Here is a 19,222-nt window from a genome sequence, read left to right as displayed (position 1 = left end):
TGATAACTTAATCGAACTGTTTGATCTTTAAACTCTTTACTGTAAATACGTTTTTTCATGTTTCTAAGATATTTGTTTTGTAACAAACGGTCTTAAATTTTGTGTCCGAGTAAAGGTAACAACTCCATCATTTAGTAATCCTTTTAAAATTGTCCAATTATTTAATTTCTTTTCTAAATCCCTAATGTCATTTTCTAAAGTTGTCTTTTGATTTGAAAAATAATCCTTGATTTTATCTGAATTACCAGTATCAAATATTGGATTTTTCACATAGGGAATATACTCACGAACACCACCTAAATCTAACCAAAAGCCATCCGCTTCATCTTTTATGATTTGTAGATTTTCAATGAGTAGCTTTGGATTTGGGATGTACCTTGATTTGATGCCATTTGTGGGTTCATTGGTGGTAATATTATCGTTTTGATATTTGTGTACTACACTTTCCTCTTTAAGGCTTAATTTTCTTTTGAGATTTAATGCCCAATGCGCAAGCGATGCAATATCATCGAGATTATTAAGGACTTTTAGCTTCCTTTTTTCGTCAAGCGAAGACTCAAAATCTTTAACCGTTTGAGCAATGGTTAATAGAATGTTCTTATTGAGTTTATCGTTCCTTCCGAAGAAGCTGTAAATATTATTATCCTTTAATAAAGATTTAAATTGTGCTATTCGCTCAATGTCCTGCTTATTTTTATGATATTTGTTATAATGTTCAGAAAGTTCTTTTCCTGTCTTTTCAAAATGCTGCATCCAAGAAAAGTACTTTTTCAAATCATTGCTTTTTCCTCGCCATAACATCCTAGCTGCCGAAGCTTTATCAAATTCTTCATCTAGAGCAGGTATATTTAATTTCAGTTCTTCAACTTTGGTTTGTGCAAAATTTTTAAGCCCATTTAATGTGTTTCGATTATTAAAAAAAGCATCTAATTTTTGCGTCATTTTTTTATTAGACCCTTTAATCTGCTCATTTAAATAATGAAATTTTGTGGTTAAAAATTCTCTTTTTGCTTTGTCTCTATCCTTTTTTAAACTGAGAAGTTCTTGTAGTACAGTCTGCTTATGAGTTAGCATATCTATTTCATCCCTGTTAGATTCAAACTGACGGATATCGCCACTCAATTCTTCTATAGCTTTTTCAAACTCTAGCTTTAGTTCCTTTTCCTTTTCATTTCCGAAGAGAAATTCCTGAATCTTCTCACTTTTCTTAATATCTAGTGATTCCCTAGAAAATGCTTGAATAATTTTAGCGTAGCTTTTTAGAGATTCTTGATTGATGGATAAGTCAACAGGAATGATAAAATTTTCAAATAACAGTTTGTGAAACTTATCTAATCGTGTCCAAGATTCGCATACATATCCTTTGGTATCGAATATGTGATTTTTTAAATCCTCTATTGGCAAAATACTGTTGTCCTGTAGAAAATCTGAAAAACTAAGAGCTTTACTAAATGGAAGCAATTCATCTTTTGGTTCAAAACTTTCGCCTTGTTGAATAACAAAAGAACGTGAGCTTCCGGTACTTTCAAGATATATACCAATAATTACAAAGGCATCTTTGCTAAGTTCTACATTGATAAAGGCATAACCCATATCTGTACCTTTACCAGCTGTCCTTAACACCATCGTTTTAGGTTTCCTTGATTCGCTACTATTGGTAGGCGAATGAAATGCAGCAGAACCCACAAAAATGAGTTGCAAAACATCAGCAATCATACTCTTACCAGAACCACCTTCACCCACAAAATCTGTTCTGAACGGGTTAAAATCATAATCAAATGATTGATGATGCACGATGCCCAAAGTAGATAGTCTTTTTATTCTAGGGTATCTTTTCATTTCAATTCATTTAAAGTTTTATCTATATTATTTATATGATCTTCGTGTATAGCAATCAATCTGTCAAAAGCTGGCAACAGGTCGAATTCGTCATCGTTTAAAGTTACCCAACCTATTTTTTTGAATTCCCTGAGTGCTGATTCTACTGTTGCATCTATGGCATCGTCATTTAAATTTCCGGGATTGGTATTCCTAGATTTTGCAATTAATCTATAAATACCTGGCTTCAAATCATCATAATCAGTCCTAATCTTTTTTTGCAGGTCTTTTACCGAAACCACATCAATCTGGTTATCAATAAAAAATATCTTGTAAATAACGAAACCTATTATAACGTGTTCACTTTTCATATGATATCTATGTCCAGCATCAATTTGACCTCTTGTATTGCCTATAAAATCTAAAAAGTAATATCCTCTTGTTTCTGTACCTCCAAATGTCAATTCAACATTGAATAAAAATTGGTAATACGCCTTTAAGCTATCTATATTTGAATAGATATAATTGTAGAATCTTGCTTGACTTCCTTCTCTTTGAAAATGTACACCATCTTTCAACATATAGTCTAAAGAAGCAAATAGTTCTTCTGTGTCAGGATGGTCTAAAAACTGTACTCTTATATCTTTTGTATGTTCATCTTCCATAAACTTATATGTTCTATTTTGCTGTTGGTCTGTTTGGTTTTATTCATTCTAAAGTCAAAACCTATTGATTTTCGTGCTTGTTGAATTGAACTGTAGATTGCGCTTACAGCTATCTGTCCATCATTAGTTTCTTCCATAATTTTGAAGAACGTTGCCGACAAATCGATGGTGCCTCTTAATTCTATTTTGGCAATAATGTGTTGTTCCCATTTCCTAATCAAATCCTGTTGAGTGAGTACTTTTAAAATCCCTTGTGTGTTTTCCTCAATCTTAACTTTGTTTGATTTATAGGCAACTCTTTTTTTGGGTTTAGAAGGAAATAATTCTCTTTCTCGCTCAACAATAGTAAAATTAGGTGTGTCTGTATGTAAAACAGGATTTTCGAACATCATTGGCAAAAGAGTATCCTTTTTACTAGTTACGGTACTTTTATCTAATAGAAAATGTAGAAATTTTTCAATTTTACTGTTGAACTGAGGTCTATTTAGAATAGCGAATAAATGCCTAATCTTTGGCTGAATTCTATCTAGTTTTCTATCAATGGAATCTAATCTTTCGTTAAGATATTTGATAAAGAAGTGAACATCAGCAATTAAATCGTCTGCTTCAGAATCTGTATCTTCTCGTTTTTCTAGAATTGAGCGTATCACTTTAGTTTCGGAATACGCTGCTGCTAATTCTCTACTTTGCCCTTGTGCTTTATCTAAATTACTTTCTACTTCTAGTAAAAGGTCAATAAAATTCTTATCGGAATTAGTAGTATTATTTTTAAGTTTATTTACAGATTCAATAATTTGTCTATCTAAAAAATCTACCTGTTCCCTTAGATCGGGTTCATATTTTTTGAACTCAGATTTGAGCCAAAACTTTAAATCTTCAAGTGATTCTCTCTGTTTTAAAGAAGCCGTAAGAAGAATGCAAATCTTTTCAATTTGTGTTGGACTAAAATTACCCTCTAAGGTTTCCTTTGCATAGGCATAGAACCTATAAGCATAATCTTTAAAATAATATTTCTGAGTTTCTTGGTTGTAGTCTAAAAAGTATTCCTGAAGATCTTTTATGTGTTCACTATAAATTTCTTTTGGATATCTTTCGTTTGGTTTACTTATCTGCGCGAACGCATCGTGAAGATCTTTTTCGATGAATTTTCCATTAGGTAGCGATTTGTTTTCAATTTTCTGAAACAAAATCATAACTGCTAACCCGACTTCCTTTTTTGGGAAAAGTAGTTGGTAAACGCCAGGCTCTTTAATCTCTTTTACAAAATCAAAATTTATTTTATCGTTTTCGTTCAATTCTAATATTCGGTCATTTCTTAAGGAAAAACTCTACAAATATAATTAATTGAAATTTCTCTATTTACGGTTATCCATATTTTTGTTAATCAATGACCTGAGCTGTATGTAAAATTTGTTTAAAAGCGATTTGATACAAACATAAATCTCAATAAAAAATGCTTTCATAATTCCATATTTAAATAGTTATACAATCCCATCAAAACAGCCAATGCCATCGCTCTTATATTTGAGGGTTTTAAAAAGTAGTTTGCTTCATCATAATTTGTTATAAACCCCATTTCAACAAGAATTGCAGGGCAAAAAACACAAGTTTCCCGTAGCACTTGAAAATCAGCAAATTTCACACCTCGTTTTTTTAAACCTAATTTTAGAGAGCTTTCATTTAGTACAGATAATCCAAGTAAAATAGATTCTTTAGTATTTAGATTATCAGAATTATGCAGATAAATTTCCACTCCTTTTGAAGCAACAGTAGAGGCATTACAATGCAAGGACAAAAACACATTGGCTTTTATACTTTTAGTCAATCTACTTCTATCAGAAAGTGAAATCAAGGTGTCTTTGTATCTGGTTAAAAAGATATCGAACTCATTATTTAAAATTGTTTTATTCAGTCTTAGAATTTCCAACGCAATATCCAACACCACATTTTTTTCTTGAATATAATTTATACCAATTGCACCTGAATCAATTCCACCATGTCCAGGATCAATAACAATAATATTTTTAGCAACGTGATTCTGACCAAAAATGATACACATTTTTAGCATCAAAACCCAAAAACTGACGTTTTTGAGCTTCATCAACTTCCAAAATTTTAGACTTATCAACATAGTACTTTCTATTTTTCATACAATTTGATGTCAATTCACATCAAAGAAATAGTATCTAATTTAAATTTTATTTTATTAACAAAATACTGATAATCAGTATTTTGAATTACAATATACACTATTTTTCAATTATAAAAATCAAACAAATTTTAAAGCAATTTTATTATGAAAAAATTACATTATCTAACCAGTCTGCTCATTCTTATTTCAACTTCCCTTTTTGCACAAATTGGAGGTATTGAAGATTCCGTAAATGATGTTTCCGATACTATCAGAGCCATTTTCCCCATTATTTTAGGAGTCATTTTCTTAATAGGGTTCTTGTTTAATGCAGGACATTTCTTTGGAGAAAATGCTGATTTAAAAAAGGGGATTACTAGAGTATTGGTATTTGTCCTTATTGCAGGAGCAGTAGTAGGCATCTTCACTTATTTAATAGGTATCGTAGTCTAGTCAATAAGCGATAGTAGGCAATTAAACATTAATAATTATGAAGAAATTCGAAATCTATAAAAATATTAGAAAAAGCGCCGTGATTATGGGCTTGCCGATAGCATTGTTTGCGCTGATGATGATTTGTGTTATTTGCTCATTGCTATTTATCATCTTTTCGTTCAGTTTTATGGTGATTATTTCTGTTTTTGTCATAAATGCTGTGTTATATATTGCCTTAACACATATTACGAAACATCCAGCATTGCTTCATTTTCAAAAAGTATTTCCACAGACCATAACTAATAAAAAATCAAGCCACTTACATTATGAAGAAAATTAATCTTTCTACATACCATCCAATTTTATCAGTCGAGCAAAACGTGCTGATGGCTAGTAATGGCAGTGTGGTACTATGCTATAAAAGTCTTTTGCCTGAAGTGTATTCTCTTTCAGAAAAGGATTTTGAAGATATCCACAGTTGTTGGTTTCAGGCTTTTAAATCCTTGCCGACTGCTACTGTTATACATAAACAAGACATTTATCAAAAAGGACACTATGAGGCAGATAAATTACCTGACAGTACTTTCTTGCAAAAAGCAACGCACAATTATTTTAAAGGAAGAAACTATGTTAAACACAGCTCCTATTTATATTTCATCCTTCCTAAAAATAAGGCTTTGAATGCTTCTAAATTTACCAACCCATTTAGAAAGTTAGAAAAAGGAATTCATCAGGAATTCGATCATACGGTTAAAGAATTTATTACTTCAATTTCAGATGCTGTTTCCTATATCAATAATTCTAGAAGAATATCGCTAACACCATTAAATGAAAATCAAATTGTAGATATCACGGATGCTTATTTCAATGGATTTAATGATGGTTTTAATACAGATATTGAGTTAAATAAAAATGAAATAGCCATTGGTGAAAATCATTTTGATGTATTGACAGTTAACAGTGAACTTTGTTTTGGAGATGTAGTTCAGAGTAGCAAAACCAATGATAAATTTACTTCTGATGATTTTGTTTTTCATCAAGGATTTATCGATGATTTAGGATTGAGTTTAGATGAAAATCATATCGTTAATCAAATCATTTATTTAGATGACAAGCATAAATGGAGAAAGCTACTGGAAAAGAAAATTGAAGCCTTGAATAAAAGCTCCAATTTTGGAACTCAGAATAAAGTTATATTAAAAAAGATTGAAGCCATTGTAGCTAAAATCAATGAAGACGATGCTTCCAGAATTATTCGAGGACATCTAAACATCATCTTCTGGAGCCCAGAAGCTGGGCAGCTAGGAAGTGTTGCCTCTAAGATCAAAGCAGCGTTCAAAGAATTAGACATTGTTCCCTATTATCCAAAAGGAGAAGAGCGAAAAAACTTCTTTTTAAACTCTTATTGCTCTTTTGCTTCAAATTTTTCTAATGAAGATTTGTATGTAACTGATTTAAAACACGCACTTTGCTTATATATCAACAATACTAATTATATGTCCGATGCAACGGGAATCATCTTTAATGATCGTCAGCATACCATACCTGTATTAAAGGATGTTTGGGATGAAAAAAAGAAAAGAATCAAGGCACGGAACTTTGCCATTTTCGCACCAACAGGCGAAGGAAAATCATTTTTAGCCAATAATATTTTAAGGCAGTATTTTGAACAAAACGTCCGGCTGGTTATTATAGATTTAGGAGGTTCTTATTCGAAGTTCGCCAAGCTCTATCCAAAAGATCATATCATACTTCGGTACGAGCAAGGAAAGAACTTAGGAATCAATCCATTTTATATTTCTAAAGAAAGTGATTTAACACCAGAACGTTTAGAAGATCTATCTATTTTTATATTGGAATTGTTAGCATCTGGAAAAAAAGCAACCAAAGCAGAAGAAGTTGCCATCAAAAAAGTACTTCTTTATTATTATAAATTCATTCAAAATAATCATTCCCTGACAAGTTTGTACCAGTTTGTAGATGACCGAAAAGACATCTTAATTCAAGAACTTAATATTCAAGAAACTTATTTTAGTATTTATAACTTTTTACACATTCTTTCAGAATATGTTGGGGATGGTTTGTACAGTTTTTTATTCAACACAAGCGAAGATCAAACCAATAAGATTGAAGACAAGCGATTGATTGTATTTGAACTCGATGAAGTAAAAGATAATAAAGAAATCTTATCGGTGATGTTGAAGCTGATTAAATCAGCCATTCAACGCACTATTTGGCGCAACCGTTCAGAAAAAGGAATCATTTTGTTTGATGAGTTTGCCAAACAACTCAAATTTGAAAATGTATTGGAAAGTGTTGAGTTTTATTACCAAGCCATTCGGAAACAAAATGGTGCTATTGGAATTATCCTGCAATCAATAAATCAATTGCCAGTCAATGCTACATCAGCAAGCATTCTTGAAAATACTCAGGTTGTGTATAGTCTCCGCAATGAAAAAGGCTATGATGAATTACAAAAGCGATTGAATCTTTCAGCTCATGATTTAAACCAATTAAAATCTATTCGCAACAATTTTACAGGTTCGAGAAAGTACACTGAAATCTTCATCAAGATAGGTAAAGTAAGTAATATTTTCAGGTTAGAAGTTCCAAAGGAAGTCTATGCAGCTTACTTAACAGATGGAAAAGAAAGTGACGCCATAATGGCGATTTATAAAAAGACAAATAATATGGAAGAGGCTATTGCCATATTTGTCAAACAACAACTATCAAATTAATAACCATTAAAATATAAACAAATGAAAACAGAAAAAAATATCAAAATAGGAGTAATAGCTCTAACGTTAATGCTGATTTTATTATTGCCTGGCCGTGCTACGGCCCAGGGGATGCCTGTTTATGACAATACGAATTTTATCAGTTTAGCAAAATCATTGATAGAATCAGCGAAACAGACTTCACAATTATTAAAAACAGTTCAATTTTTAAAACAACAAAAAGAGAATATTGAAAAAGTAAATAATGTGATACGGCAATTAAAAGCTGTGCGAGAAATGGCAAAAAACAATCAGCGATTGTTTGATGTTGTACAAAGTGATTTGAGGCAAATTTTAAATTCACCATATATCAAACAAGATGAAGTCAATCGCATATCAAAATCCTTTAATGCCATTATAGAAAATTCTTTGGAAGGTTTGGATTATATCGACCAGATATTATCCAGTAATAACCTTAAAATGACAGATGCAGAGCGCGCTGAAGTGCTTAAAGAAAAGGAATTACAATCCAAAGAAATGGTAGCGGAAATTGAAGCAAAGACGAAGCGTTATCGAGAAATTATTGCTTTTAGAGAACTACAAGCCAAAATCAATGAAAGAGAAACTTCCTATTAAAAATAATACATTAAACAATGATACTTAGCATAGGATTAGAATATATAGATACCATTTTTACCACCATTAAAAGCAGTGATTTCTCTCAGTACACCATAACTGGAATGAAAACATTAGCGATATTATTTTTTCTGATAAATATTTTAAAAAAGTACAATGAAGGAGTTGCAAGTAATGAAGGTTATACGTGGGGTTTAACACCTTCCGAGCTGGCAAAGAATTTTGCAGTGATCATACTGGTCATTTTCTCTACACAAGTATTGGGAGTATTCGATAGCATACTAGTGGCTATAGAATCTCAATATAGAGATACAGCTCCAGCACTCCTTCCATTACAACTACAAGACATCGATTTAGAGCAGGAGGTAGGTGCATTGGAAGCAGCTAAAAAAGCAATGGCAATGTTGTATGAAGCTCTGGTCACTCCGTTGTATGGACTGAAAATAATATCCTTTATCATCGCTATGTTTTTGTGGTTGTTGGATTTGTTTATTTATCCGCTATTCTTGGCAGAGCGTTTCTTTTTATTAGGAATTATGCAAGCCTTTTTTCCATTGGTAATCAGTTTGGCGGTCTTTGAAAAGTTTCGAACACTGGCCTATAATTTTTTTAAACTCTATGCAGGAGTATATATGTTAGTACCAGCATTTTTTTTAGTGAATGTTTTTGTAAATAATCTCTATACTGAAATCAATACCAACTTCTGGAGTAATCTATTTGGCACAGATTGGGGCAACCATTTGTTTGCACCTTTATTACAGCTGGGGTCTATTGGTTTTATAGTACTATTGAAATTCAAATTGTATCGAAAAGCTACCTCATTTACATTTAAACTCTTTGCTGCCTAAGGCGGATTTAATAAAAGAAATTATGAAAACACCCTATAAAAATATCTACCAAGTGCTAAAGTTAAATCGTTTTATTGTACTTGCTGTAATTATTGGAGCAATTGCTACCAGTATGGTATCGGTAATCTCGGTGATCAAATTGTATAAAGAAACGGTTAATAATGCTTTTGTAGTAGGCACAGATGGAAGTGCGATTCCAATAAAATTAGTTTCACAAAAAGAAAATTTAGAAGTTGAAGTTTTGTCACATCTAGAACTTTTCCATCGTTATTTTTATCATATTGATGCCAGTAATTATGAAAAGCATTTGGAGAAAGCCTTATGGCTTGGGAATAGTTCAATCGATGATTTGTACAAACAAAAAAAAGCAGAGGGAGTTTACAATCGATTGATTCAATATTCTTTGGTGCAAAAAGTCAAAGAAATTACTTCCATAATTGACCTGCAAACAGCACCTTATCAGTTTGAAACCAACACGGTATTTGAAATTAATCGAGGGTCAATAATTGACATGTATGAATTAACGACTACCGGAAATATCATTCACGTTGATCGGAATTTTCCTAACAACACTCACGGATTATTGATTACCAATTTTTTTGAAAATAAACTAAAAAAAATAGAAAATTATGAAAGTGGAAAAGAATAAAATTGTGTTTGTAGCGATTATTTTATGTGTTGTACTTTTTATAGGTTTCTATACTGTTATAAAATTTTCAGAAGATGAGGAGCCTACTATTGAAAGTAATCAAATTCCAATACCAATATTAATAGATGAACAAAAAGAGTACGATTCAAAACTAGAAGCATTAAATGATTTAAAAGAAACAAGGCAGACCAATGCACCAAGTATGTATGATGAGCGACTATTAGATTCTATGGGCGTTTATGATGCTGAGTTATTAACCAAAGAAAAGATGCGTTTGGTAGATAGTATTTACAATCAAGGACGCATCAGTTATTCAGATAGAAGTTATCGTAAACCTGAAATCCGTACTCCAATAAAAAAGATTCAAATAGATACGATTGAAACTATTGAATTAAACAAAACCATCCAGATCAAACAATTAGTATTGGAGCATCAATTATTTTTTGCTTCAGTTCCTAAAAAAGAGGAAGAGCTCACGATTCAATCTACAGATTCCAATATTTATGTAACTGTAAATGGCGCGCAAACCGTAAAGAAAAATTACCGTTTAAAAATGCGCCTTATAAATGATGCACTTATTGGAGGGACAATCATTCCAAAAAACACAAACATTTATGGTTTTGTGAGTTTTAAACCCAATCGGGTAATAATTGTCATTACTAATATTAATCACCGTCCAATTCATCTAAAAGCTTATGATTTGCAAGATGGAAATGAAGGAATTTATATCGAAAATAGTTTTCAAGCCGAAGCAAGGCAGCAAGTTGTTGGAGATATTGTAGATGATATTAATATCGCTGGAGTACCACAAGTTAGTGGGGTCAAAAAAATATTCCAACGAACTAACAAAAATGTAAAAGTTACCATTGCAGGAAACTACAAATTAATCCTAAAACCAACAAAAGGTACTTACTAAAACTTATTCTTATGAAAAGATATCTATCAATACTTCTATTTTTATTTTCACTAGCATCAGTTGCACAATTAAAAGGTCAATTACCACATAAATTAGATACCATTTTCGCAAATGAAGAGAAAAGCGTGGCGTTGTTTTTTCCAAATCCAATCCGACAAGCAATCACAGGATCTGAACATTTTGTATTTAATTACAATCGTGAAAAGCAGCAATATTTTGGGTTATTACAAGCCACACCAGGAGCAGAAAGTAATTTGCTTACAATTACAGAAAATGGACAGGTGTATAGTTATATTTTAAAATATAAAAAACAGCTTAAAAAAATAAACTATTTTATTACAGAAAAAGAAAGTGTAGGCAATGAAAAACCTATAAAAATTGCAGTAAAACATACGAAACCGATAATTAATAAACAAGCAACAAGAATTCCTAATTACCAAAAGTTTAGTGAATACCTATTAAGTTCAAAATTAAAAAATATTGCTACAAAACGTAAAAAAGGAGTAAAAGTACAGTTGCAAAAAATAGCATACAATGCTTCTGAAGTCTATTTGGTTATTGAAATAAGAAATAATTCCAAGATTGATTTTGAAATTGACTATTTGAATGTTTACAGAACCAATGGTAATAAAAAGAAAAAAGCATCCTATCAAAGTTTGCGACTAAAAGAAATATATAAACATAAAATGCCAAGTATTATTCACAAAGGACAACGTCATAAATTTATTTATGTACTTCCAAAATTTGTGTTAGGAGATAATGAGAAATTACAAATTGAATTACAAGAACTGAAGGGGAGTCGACGCATGGTTTTGGAAACTAAATTTTAAGAAAGAATGCTTTTGATAATATCAAAAAGACACTATCCAAATATCTGCATATTATCACTTTAGAAATGTTCCCATCAGGATTTGTCTTTTAAAGCTAATCTTTCTGTATAATATTTGAGGGTTTGTATTAAAATATCATAACCTAACCTAATATCACTACAAATAAACTCAACAGGATTAAAAATATCATGTTGAGTTTTTCTTTCCTTTTCATTTATTTTTTACCGATTTTTCGCTTCAATAGCTGTGCATTAATGGCCACTATAATTGTACTCAAACTCATTAATACTGCTCCCACTGCTGGTCCTAAAACAAAGCCTGAAGAATATAGTACACCAGCCGCTAGTGGAATAGCTATTACATTATATCCTGTTGCCCAGATTAGATTTTGAATCATTTTATTGTAGGTAGCCTTTCCAAATAATATTAGGTTGGCAATATCTTGAGGGTTGCTATTCACTAATATGATATCAGCTGTTTCAGCAGCCACATCGGTGCCCGAACCAACTGCAATTCCAACATTAGCTTTGGCAAGTGCCGGTGCATCATTTACACCATCTCCCGTCATAGCCACAAATTCTCCTTTATTTTGTAACTTTTCTACTATTTCAACCTTTTGATGAGGCAGAACTTCAGCATAATAACCATCTAGACCAAGCTTATCGCTAACAGCTTTAGCTGTTTGTTCATTGTCGCCTGTAGCCATCAACACTTTAATATTGTTCTTTTTAAATATTTTGATAGCTTCGGCAGATTCGGGTCTTATTTCATCGGCAAGAGCGATATATCCCGCTAATTGTCCATCGATTAATATGAAAACGACAGTTTCAGCAGCGTCACTATAAGCATCTTCAGGAATAGTTATTTTTTCATCCCTTAAATAACCAGGACTAACCACTTTTACTTGTTTGCCTTCTACATTTGCCTCTACGCCTTTACCAGTAATTGCATTGAAGTTTTCGGGTTTTGGGATGGTAATATTATCCTCTTTAACTCTCTTAATAATACCTACGGCAATAGGATGTTCTGAACTCTGTTCCAAAGCACTAGACAGTCGTAAAATTTCTTCGGTTGAATACGCTTCAGTTACAGATTCGATGCGTGTCACGCCAAAATCCCCTTTGGTTAGCGTTCCCGTTTTATCAAAAAGCAGGACTGAAATTTTACGTGATTCTTCAAATGCAGTCCTATTACGAATCAACAATCCGTTTTGTGCAGATACTGATGTAGAGATTGCAACTACCAAAGGTATGGCAAGCCCTAAAGCGTGTGGACAAGCAATAACCATAACGGTAACCATTCTTTCTAAAGCATAGACAAATGGAAAGCCTAAAATCAACCAAACTGCTAACGTACCAAAACCAATCGCCAAAGCTATATAAGTCAGCCATTTTGCTGCTCTATCGGAAAGGTTTTGCATTTTGGATTTGGTCTTCTGGGCTTCCTCTACCATTGTGATAACTTTGTTTAGGTAGCTATCTTTGCCCGTATGCTCTACTTTTACCTTTATGCTACCATTGCCGTTTACCGAACCTCCAATTACTTTATCCTTTTCATCTTTTTTTACTGGTTTTGACTCTCCCGTAAGCATAGATTCATTTAGATAACTTGTACCTTCAATAATAATTCCATCGGCAGGAACTTTCTCTCCCGGCTTTACCAATATTACATCATCTTTTAATAAATCTTCGAGTGAAATATCTTCGATAGTATCACCTTTAACGCGATGTGCCTCCGCCGGCATCATACTTACTAAAAGTTGTAAAGCTTTTGATGCACCTAGGACACTTTTCATTTCTATCCAATGACCTACAAGCATAATTGCGATTAGAGTTGCCAGTTCCCAAAAGAAATCAACACCTTCTAAACCAAAAACGGTTGCAGAACTATAGAAATAAGCCACACTTATTGCCATAGATATAAGTGTCATCATCCCTGGTGCACCATTCTTTACTTCGGAAACAAAACCCTTAAGAAAAGGCCAGCCACCATAGAAATATACAATGGTAGAGAATGCAAACAGTACATAAGGATTTCCTGGAAGTAAGAACTCATATCCAAAAAAATCTTGAATCATTGGCGAGAAGAACAAGATAGGAATTGTTAGGACTAGCGTTACCCAGAATCGTTTTCTAAAGTCTGCAATCATCATCTTATGATGGTCGTGACCCATTTTTCCGTGACCCGGATTATGACCCGAATGGTCTCCACCACCCTTTTTCATTTTAGAATGATCCATTTCGTTGTGTTTGTGCTGCTCGTGATTTTCCATTATAGTATTGTTTAAGTGTTATCGTAATTTTTTTCTCATTGCTTCCGAAATATTTTCGGCATATACACCATAGGCATCTACCAAAAGACCCTTAATGCCGTCTTTAGAAGATATTGCATATAAAATGCTATTATCATCGGTACTACTCATTCCTTCAAAGCGATATATTTTATCTACTTTAAAATCTTCTGGTCGAATCTCAATTTTCAGGGAAGCACATTCCAGACATTCTGGCGTTAAGTTGAAATCATAGGGATATTCGTTTACCTGTAAATCGTTTATGGCTTCTGATAATGTATCGTAATTTTTCATTTGTTTTTATTTATAAGTCATTGTAAAATAACTGTTATCTTCTTCGGTAAATTTCTGAAAGGTTAATAGACCTTTTCCATTTAATTTCTCGTTAACCGTATAGTCGAGTTGCTTGATACGAATTCCCCACGCATAGGCCTTAATATTGATTTTTGAATTAATATTGCTTTTGTTGCCATCTACTTTTCGGTCGTAAATCTTTATACTACTTTTTGAACCAAAAAAGTTTAATAAGCCCGAATCAAAACTCATTTCCAGTTCTATATCTTCCAAGTTTTCTAAATCATACAGCTCTTTAAACTTTGCGGATGTGGTATTGATTTCGGTTTCCTTTGATTTTGGGTTGGAAAATGGAAATGCCATTACCATTATACTGGCTTCATCAGGCTTACAGCTATAAGTCGTGGTATATTTGTCGGTAGATTTATTGTCTTTGTCAAATAATTCTGTCATTACCTCAATTTCAAAATATCCATTTTTCTTTATTGTTTCACCAGCTTCAAAAGTTTGTTTGTTAAGAAAAGTACCTACTTCATTAAAATTTTCTCGAACAATAAATCTGCCTGAAATCTGCCCAATGAGCATTTCAGTTTGTCCATTCATTGTAATACTGAATAAGATAAATAGGAACATGAAGTCTTGTTTTCTCATATATGGTTCATTAATTTCTTTACTTCTTTTGCCATAATATCGCTCAAATCAATTGCATTTGAAGAATGCAGAAGAGTATTGAAGGTTATTTTTTTCTACACCAGAATCCAATAAATCTTGATAGGTGCCCGAAAAACTGCGTGAATTTGAATACATATAATTGATTTCTAAAAATTGATCGTGGATGTTTCATTTTTATTATTTAGTGTCCACCACAACAGGAGGGCGAGTTTCCTTTATCCTGATTTGATTTGCTCAATTCCGCTATTTCATTATATAGATTACGAGAATCATCTTTGATAATAAGTGCCAACTTCTTTATGGATTTGGGTTCAAAGTTTACCATTCCCAGCAATATTTCAAGGGCTTCTTCTAGAAGTTTTGGATCATCTTCTAATGCTTGATAAAATGGCTCTAAATCTATACGGTTTTGTTCTTTCAGTTTATCTGTTTCCATCTGTTATGTTTTTAGATTAAAAATTTATTTAGTGCTCTAATGAATTTTACATAGTTCTCTTGAATCTTCGAGAACCTTTTTATGTCTTGATTTTGGCACTCCTATTTGTTCTAATATTTTTGGGGTTTCGTGAAGCTCTTTGCAGAGTACTAAACCTTTATCCAATAATTTTGTTTTTTCGGCTTTGGTAAGCGTTGTTAATGCTGTTAATGGATGCAACCCCGACTTATCTATTCTGTCTTTTAAACCGTTTCCCATTGGATAATCCCAACTTGTCAATAACATTCCTATGCATTTACCGTATTGTACCGCATCACTTGTAAACCGTGTGTTGGTGTATACACCTCCTTTATGAAGTTTGGCTTCGTGACCTTTTTGGTGTTCCCATTGTTTTTCAACATCTAAAAATCTTGAATGGATATATAAGGGGATTTTTACATTACAAAACCTACCTTGGTCACTATGGTATTTGCATTCAATCATATAATGGTAATTGTCTTTTTGCGCTATCACATCTATTTCGTGTTGTACACAGTTGCCTTGAACTATGACACCAACCTGTGTTGTAAACCCTTCGTGCGCCAATAGTTTGCCTACTAACTTTTCAAAAGGAAAACCTGAAGGTCCTAGTTCCATCAAGGCTTTTTTTAATTTGTATTTTGAAGCACTTATTCTCGATTTCCCTTTTAGCATTTTAAATGCCATTTGGTAGATTTTTTTAGTGGTCATTCCTTCTACAATCTCCCTTTGAATCTTACTGGCTATATCCTGTACTAAACCTTCATCTTGCTGTACACGTCGCAGCGAGTTGATGAGTTTGTTTACATCAAAAGCTTGATATTCGCCAGATTGTTTTTTTATTAATACTGAGTTATTCATCACTACACTTTAATGGTCATCACTGGCAATTCAGAATGATTGGTTACACCTTCAGCGATACTTTTGGAGAACAGGCTTAAGAAACCTGTGCGTCCTTTGGTACACATTGCAATTAAATCGGCATTTTGATACTGTAAAAAATTATTTATACCAATTTCAACGGTAGGTTCATTATATACATTCATTGAATATTTTTCTAAATCGGGAAATTTATTAAGGAATTCCTTAATTGGGTTTAGACCCAGTTCAATATTATTAAAATCCGTTTCAGTATTAACTCTCAATAAATGGATATTCGCTCCACATTTTTCGGCTATTGAAATAACTTCCTTAAATGCCTCGTTCACATCTTGAAGGAAATCTGAAACAAAAACGATATTCTTAAAAGGAAAAGATATTTTCTGTTCCTTAACCACTATTACTGGAACATCAGATTTTCTAACAATTTTTTCTACGTTGCTTCCCGTTAACTCCCTAACACGACCTTTTGTGCCACTACTTCCTGTAATTACAAAATCGTGGTGAAAATGGTCTGAATGTTCCAAAATATCTTTCTGTTCTGAATCAAACTGAAGAAAGGTTCTACACTTAAGATTTTCATTCTCAACTCTTTTTTCCAGTTCACGCAATTTAGCTTTGGCGGTGCCTATCTGTTTTACGATTTCGGGATAATGCTTTTCTTTGAGTTTATCGAGTTTTACCCAATCAATGGGAGTAGTTATTAGGTGTAAAAAGTGAATTTCAGCATTGTACAGTTTAGCCATTCTAATACCAAGGTGCTCCGCTTTGGAACAGTTTTTGGAAAAATCGGTGGGTACGAGTATGTTTTTCATAATATATTGGTTTTAATTATTTATTAAGTGAATAAGTTTATTTATTTTCTTTGGATCAGTTTAAATTTTGAAATATCATTATGCCACAGCTATGTTATTTTCCAGATATACCTTTTGCACAGTATGCAATAATTCAACTCCTTTACCAAAAGGCTTTTGAAATGCCTTCCTTCCCATTATCAAACCAGAACCTCCAGCTCTTTTATTGATTACAGCTGTAGTTATAGCCTCAACCAAATCGGACTTCCCTTTAGAGCCACCACCGGAATTAATTAATCCAATTTTACCCATATAACAATTGGCTACTTGCAACCTACAAAGGTCAATGGGATGGTCTGTTGTCAACGTTTCATACATTTCATCATTATATTTTCCAAATCCTATTTCTTTAAATCCAAAATTATTTGTTGGTAATTTTTGTTTGATGATATCTGCCTGGATAGTCACACCCAAATGATTTGCCTGCCCAGTTACATCAGCAGACGCGTGATAATCTTCTTTTTTTGTTTTAAAAGCTTCGTTTCGGGTATAGCACCATAAAATGGTAGCCATACCTAAATTGTGTGCTTCTTCGAAAGCTTCGGAAATTTCGTTTAGTTGTCTATTACTTTCTTGGGAACCAAAATAAATGGTAGCACCTACTGCAACTGCTCCCATATCCCACGCAGCTTTTACTTTGCCAAATAAGGTTTGGTCATATTTATTGGGATAAGTAAGCAGTTCATTGTGATTAATCTTTACTATAAAGGGAATTTTATGGACATATTTTCTTGCGTTTAATCCCAAAACACCAAAGGTTGAAGCTACTCCATTACATCCTGCTTCCATCGCCAATTTTATAATATTTTCTGGGTCAAAATAATCAGGGTTTTTATAGAATGAATAAGTGGCACTATGTTCGATACCTTGGTCAACAGGCAGAATGCTCAAGTAGCCTGTACTCCCAAGGTTTCCGTGATTATACAATTGTGAAAGACTTCGCAGTACTTGTGGATTTCTATTACTTTGGGTAAATATCTTATCTAAACTTGTCTTACTAGGGGTTTGCAGTTCGTCCTTAGTAATTTTTTCACAAACGTGTTCTAAATAGAAGTCTGCTTTTTCTCCTAAAAGTTCTATTATATTTTTGTATGTTTCCATCTTAATAGTGTTTAATAAATTCCTAAACTATCATTTGTTTTGGCTATGGATTTTGCTCCATCTGTTTCAATGCCAGTTAATGCTCTAATGGCATCAATTGTTTCAGGGATTACAATGGCTTGATTATCGACCACGTAGGCGTAAAAAAGTTCGTCACCCTGTACTTTTAGCATATCTTCCCATAGGGCTACTTCGTACATATCGCCCCAAGGTCTTCCCATATCCAAAAACATTTCTTTAATGGTGTTGTTTGAAACTAGGCCTTGGTCATACTGAATTAGTTTGATACGACTAGACGTCTTAAAAGCGTTCAGTACTTCTTCTTTTGAGACTTGTTTTTTTAACTTCACATTCCAATAGTGCATATGGCTTAAAGTTTCTGGAACTTTTACTGCGGCAGTAACGACATCTAAATCAGGGTCGACACTTTTAGCATCAGGACCTTGGTGGCTCGGGATGTCTTTTTCAGGAACCATCGTATTCATAATACCGCCTAAATGACTTTCCCAAGGATCTGTAGCTCTTCTTAAAAGTGTACCTCTAGCATAATCCAATAAATTGGCTCTTTTTAAAGCGGTTAATGTTCTTAAGATAGAGGTGGTGTTGCAGGAAACAACCCTTGTAGCATCTAGATTTAGAGCTGATTGATAATTGTTTTCAGCACTAAAAGAATGGCCTGTTGTTTCATGTTTTTCGCCTCCGTGCAAAATAAATTTGATGTTTTGTTTTTTATAGATTGCTACATTTTCAGTTGCAATTTTTTTAGGTGTACAGTCCACGACGAGATCCGATTTTTTTAACAGGTCTTGCATATCGCCTTTTACTGAAATACCTTCGGATTTCATTTTGTCTTCTGCTTCTTGAGTTGCTACGTAGATATCGTACTCTTTTCTTACCGCATTTTGAATGCGCCAATCGCTAATGATATCACAAACTCCTGAAAGTTTCATATCATCCTGAAGATTGATAGCATCAGCTACTCTTTTTCCAATCACTCCATATCCTATTACTGCTATATTTTTCATAAAAATTG

At 33.0% G+C, this 19,222-nt stretch carries 21 protein-coding genes; 8 read left to right on the top strand and 13 right to left on the bottom strand.

From position 1 onward, the window contains the following. Positions 1–63: 63 nt before the first annotated feature. The 5 genes from HGB55_RS12500 to HGB55_RS15600 all read right to left on the bottom strand — a co-directional run bounded on the left by HGB55_RS12500 (position 64) and on the right by HGB55_RS15600 (position 4,633). Positions 64–1,839: a hypothetical protein gene (locus HGB55_RS12500; RefSeq protein ID WP_247649219.1), complete on the bottom strand. Its 1,776-nt coding sequence runs from the start codon at positions 1,837–1,839 to the stop codon at positions 64–66. After that, positions 1,836–2,483 (bottom strand): hypothetical protein, encoded by a 648-nt coding sequence (locus HGB55_RS12495; protein WP_168817235.1) that lies wholly within the window; start codon positions 2,481–2,483, stop codon positions 1,836–1,838. The genes HGB55_RS12500 and HGB55_RS12495 overlap by 4 nt, the downstream gene beginning before the upstream one ends. Continuing rightward, positions 2,456–3,778 carry a hypothetical protein gene (locus tag HGB55_RS12490; protein WP_168817234.1) on the bottom strand — a complete coding sequence of 441 codons (1,323 nt, stop codon included), beginning with the start codon at positions 3,776–3,778 and terminating at the stop codon, positions 2,456–2,458. Before HGB55_RS12490 ends, HGB55_RS12495 begins: the two co-directional genes overlap by 28 nt. 164 nt (positions 3,779–3,942) lie before the next feature. Beyond that, positions 3,943–4,542 (bottom strand): N-acetylmuramoyl-L-alanine amidase, encoded by a 600-nt coding sequence (locus tag HGB55_RS12485; protein ID WP_247649218.1) that lies wholly within the window; start codon positions 4,540–4,542, stop codon positions 3,943–3,945. Beyond that, entirely contained in the window at positions 4,508–4,633 is a 126-nt protein-coding gene (locus tag HGB55_RS15600; protein WP_256368433.1) for a hypothetical protein, read from the bottom strand. The genes HGB55_RS12485 and HGB55_RS15600 overlap by 35 nt, the downstream gene beginning before the upstream one ends. 146 nt (positions 4,634–4,779) lie before the next feature. On the opposite strand from HGB55_RS15600, the gene HGB55_RS12480 reads away from it, so the two are divergent. Genes HGB55_RS12480 through HGB55_RS12445 form a run of 8 tightly spaced genes read left to right on the top strand, consistent with a single transcriptional unit; the run spans position 4,780 to position 11,645 of the window. Further along, a complete protein-coding gene (locus HGB55_RS12480; RefSeq protein ID WP_168817232.1) occupies positions 4,780–5,067 on the top strand; it encodes a hypothetical protein in 288 nt (95 codons plus the stop codon). A gap of 37 nt (positions 5,068–5,104) precedes the next feature. After that, the gene (locus HGB55_RS12475) at positions 5,105–5,389 is read left to right on the top strand and encodes a hypothetical protein (protein WP_168817231.1); all 285 of its coding nucleotides are present in this window, start codon (positions 5,105–5,107) and stop codon (positions 5,387–5,389) included. After that, on the top strand, positions 5,376–7,787 hold the full coding sequence (locus tag HGB55_RS12470) for a TraG family conjugative transposon ATPase (protein WP_168817230.1): 2,412 nt from the start codon (positions 5,376–5,378) through the stop codon (positions 7,785–7,787). The genes HGB55_RS12475 and HGB55_RS12470 overlap by 14 nt, the downstream gene beginning before the upstream one ends. Positions 7,788–7,808: 21 nt before the next feature. Then, on the top strand, positions 7,809–8,402 hold the full coding sequence (locus HGB55_RS12465) for a conjugal transfer protein (protein ID WP_168817229.1): 594 nt from the start codon (positions 7,809–7,811) through the stop codon (positions 8,400–8,402). A gap of 17 nt (positions 8,403–8,419) precedes the next feature. Continuing rightward, positions 8,420–9,250 (top strand): hypothetical protein, encoded by an 831-nt coding sequence (locus tag HGB55_RS12460; RefSeq protein ID WP_168817228.1) that lies wholly within the window; start codon positions 8,420–8,422, stop codon positions 9,248–9,250. Positions 9,251–9,272: 22 nt separating this feature from the next. Beyond that, a complete protein-coding gene (locus HGB55_RS12455) occupies positions 9,273–9,899 on the top strand; it encodes a conjugal transfer protein TraK (protein ID WP_168817227.1) in 627 nt (208 codons plus the stop codon). Next, positions 9,880–10,815 carry a conjugative transposon protein TraM gene (traM, locus tag HGB55_RS12450; protein ID WP_168817226.1) on the top strand — a complete coding sequence of 312 codons (936 nt, stop codon included), beginning with the start codon at positions 9,880–9,882 and terminating at the stop codon, positions 10,813–10,815. Before HGB55_RS12455 ends, traM begins: the two co-directional genes overlap by 20 nt. Before the next feature lie 11 nt (positions 10,816–10,826). Further along, entirely contained in the window at positions 10,827–11,645 is an 819-nt protein-coding gene (locus HGB55_RS12445) for a DUF4138 domain-containing protein (RefSeq protein WP_168817225.1), read from the top strand. A gap of 214 nt (positions 11,646–11,859) precedes the next feature. On the opposite strand, the gene HGB55_RS12440 is transcribed toward HGB55_RS12445, so the two are convergent. From HGB55_RS12440 to HGB55_RS12400, 8 genes are all read right to left on the bottom strand, one after another. Beyond that, positions 11,860–13,917 carry a copper-translocating P-type ATPase gene (locus HGB55_RS12440; RefSeq protein WP_168817224.1) on the bottom strand — a complete coding sequence of 686 codons (2,058 nt, stop codon included), beginning with the start codon at positions 13,915–13,917 and terminating at the stop codon, positions 11,860–11,862. Positions 13,918–13,935: 18 nt separating this feature from the next. After that, the gene (locus HGB55_RS12435; protein ID WP_168817223.1) at positions 13,936–14,229 is read right to left on the bottom strand and encodes a phosphoribosylpyrophosphate synthetase; all 294 of its coding nucleotides are present in this window, start codon (positions 14,227–14,229) and stop codon (positions 13,936–13,938) included. Positions 14,230–14,235: 6 nt separating this feature from the next. Beyond that, the gene (locus tag HGB55_RS12430; protein ID WP_168817222.1) at positions 14,236–14,880 is read right to left on the bottom strand and encodes a hypothetical protein; all 645 of its coding nucleotides are present in this window, start codon (positions 14,878–14,880) and stop codon (positions 14,236–14,238) included. Positions 14,881–15,082: 202 nt separating this feature from the next. Next, positions 15,083–15,337 carry a hypothetical protein gene (locus tag HGB55_RS12420; protein WP_168817221.1) on the bottom strand — a complete coding sequence of 85 codons (255 nt, stop codon included), beginning with the start codon at positions 15,335–15,337 and terminating at the stop codon, positions 15,083–15,085. Positions 15,338–15,373: 36 nt separating this feature from the next. Then, positions 15,374–16,216: a restriction endonuclease gene (locus tag HGB55_RS12415; protein WP_168817220.1), complete on the bottom strand. Its 843-nt coding sequence runs from the start codon at positions 16,214–16,216 to the stop codon at positions 15,374–15,376. A 2-nt stretch (positions 16,217–16,218) separates the two neighbouring features. Continuing rightward, the gene (locus HGB55_RS12410; RefSeq protein ID WP_168817219.1) at positions 16,219–17,049 is read right to left on the bottom strand and encodes a universal stress protein; all 831 of its coding nucleotides are present in this window, start codon (positions 17,047–17,049) and stop codon (positions 16,219–16,221) included. Positions 17,050–17,127: 78 nt separating this feature from the next. After that, positions 17,128–18,189 carry a class I fructose-bisphosphate aldolase gene (locus tag HGB55_RS12405; RefSeq protein ID WP_168817218.1) on the bottom strand — a complete coding sequence of 354 codons (1,062 nt, stop codon included), beginning with the start codon at positions 18,187–18,189 and terminating at the stop codon, positions 17,128–17,130. 11 nt (positions 18,190–18,200) lie between these two features. Next, positions 18,201–19,214 carry a type II glyceraldehyde-3-phosphate dehydrogenase gene (locus tag HGB55_RS12400; protein ID WP_168817217.1) on the bottom strand — a complete coding sequence of 338 codons (1,014 nt, stop codon included), beginning with the start codon at positions 19,212–19,214 and terminating at the stop codon, positions 18,201–18,203. Positions 19,215–19,222: the final 8 nt, after the last annotated feature.

The organism is Lutibacter sp. B1 (assembly GCF_012524075.1).
GTDB lineage: Bacteria > Bacteroidota > Bacteroidia > Flavobacteriales > Flavobacteriaceae > Lutibacter.
The sequence above is the reverse complement of the archived record's forward strand: the minus strand, read 5'-3'. Positions and strand labels throughout refer to the sequence as shown.

Coding starts and splice junctions, on each gene's coding strand:
- HGB55_RS12500 (WP_247649219.1), bottom strand. CDS start 1,839: ATGAAAAGATACCCTAGAATAAAAAGACTATCTACTTTGGGCATCGTG.
- HGB55_RS12495 (WP_168817235.1), bottom strand. CDS start 2,483: ATGGAAGATGAACATACAAAAGATATAAGAGTACAGTTTTTAGACCAT.
- HGB55_RS12485 (WP_247649218.1), bottom strand. CDS start 4,542: ATGTGTATCATTTTTGGTCAGAATCACGTTGCTAAAAATATTATTGTT.
- HGB55_RS15600 (WP_256368433.1), bottom strand. CDS start 4,633: ATGAAAAATAGAAAGTACTATGTTGATAAGTCTAAAATTTTGGAAGTT.
- HGB55_RS12480 (WP_168817232.1), top strand. CDS start 4,780: ATGAAAAAATTACATTATCTAACCAGTCTGCTCATTCTTATTTCAACT.
- HGB55_RS12475 (WP_168817231.1), top strand. CDS start 5,105: ATGAAGAAATTCGAAATCTATAAAAATATTAGAAAAAGCGCCGTGATT.
- HGB55_RS12470 (WP_168817230.1), top strand. CDS start 5,376: ATGAAGAAAATTAATCTTTCTACATACCATCCAATTTTATCAGTCGAG.
- HGB55_RS12465 (WP_168817229.1), top strand. CDS start 7,809: ATGAAAACAGAAAAAAATATCAAAATAGGAGTAATAGCTCTAACGTTA.
- HGB55_RS12460 (WP_168817228.1), top strand. CDS start 8,420: ATGATACTTAGCATAGGATTAGAATATATAGATACCATTTTTACCACC.
- HGB55_RS12455 (WP_168817227.1), top strand. CDS start 9,273: ATGAAAACACCCTATAAAAATATCTACCAAGTGCTAAAGTTAAATCGT.
- traM (WP_168817226.1), top strand. CDS start 9,880: ATGAAAGTGGAAAAGAATAAAATTGTGTTTGTAGCGATTATTTTATGT.
- HGB55_RS12445 (WP_168817225.1), top strand. CDS start 10,827: ATGAAAAGATATCTATCAATACTTCTATTTTTATTTTCACTAGCATCA.
- HGB55_RS12440 (WP_168817224.1), bottom strand. CDS start 13,917: ATGGAAAATCACGAGCAGCACAAACACAACGAAATGGATCATTCTAAA.
- HGB55_RS12435 (WP_168817223.1), bottom strand. CDS start 14,229: ATGAAAAATTACGATACATTATCAGAAGCCATAAACGATTTACAGGTA.
- HGB55_RS12430 (WP_168817222.1), bottom strand. CDS start 14,880: ATGAGAAAACAAGACTTCATGTTCCTATTTATCTTATTCAGTATTACA.
- HGB55_RS12420 (WP_168817221.1), bottom strand. CDS start 15,337: ATGGAAACAGATAAACTGAAAGAACAAAACCGTATAGATTTAGAGCCA.
- HGB55_RS12415 (WP_168817220.1), bottom strand. CDS start 16,216: ATGAATAACTCAGTATTAATAAAAAAACAATCTGGCGAATATCAAGCT.
- HGB55_RS12410 (WP_168817219.1), bottom strand. CDS start 17,049: ATGAAAAACATACTCGTACCCACCGATTTTTCCAAAAACTGTTCCAAA.
- HGB55_RS12405 (WP_168817218.1), bottom strand. CDS start 18,189: ATGGAAACATACAAAAATATAATAGAACTTTTAGGAGAAAAAGCAGAC.
- HGB55_RS12400 (WP_168817217.1), bottom strand. CDS start 19,214: ATGAAAAATATAGCAGTAATAGGATATGGAGTGATTGGAAAAAGAGTA.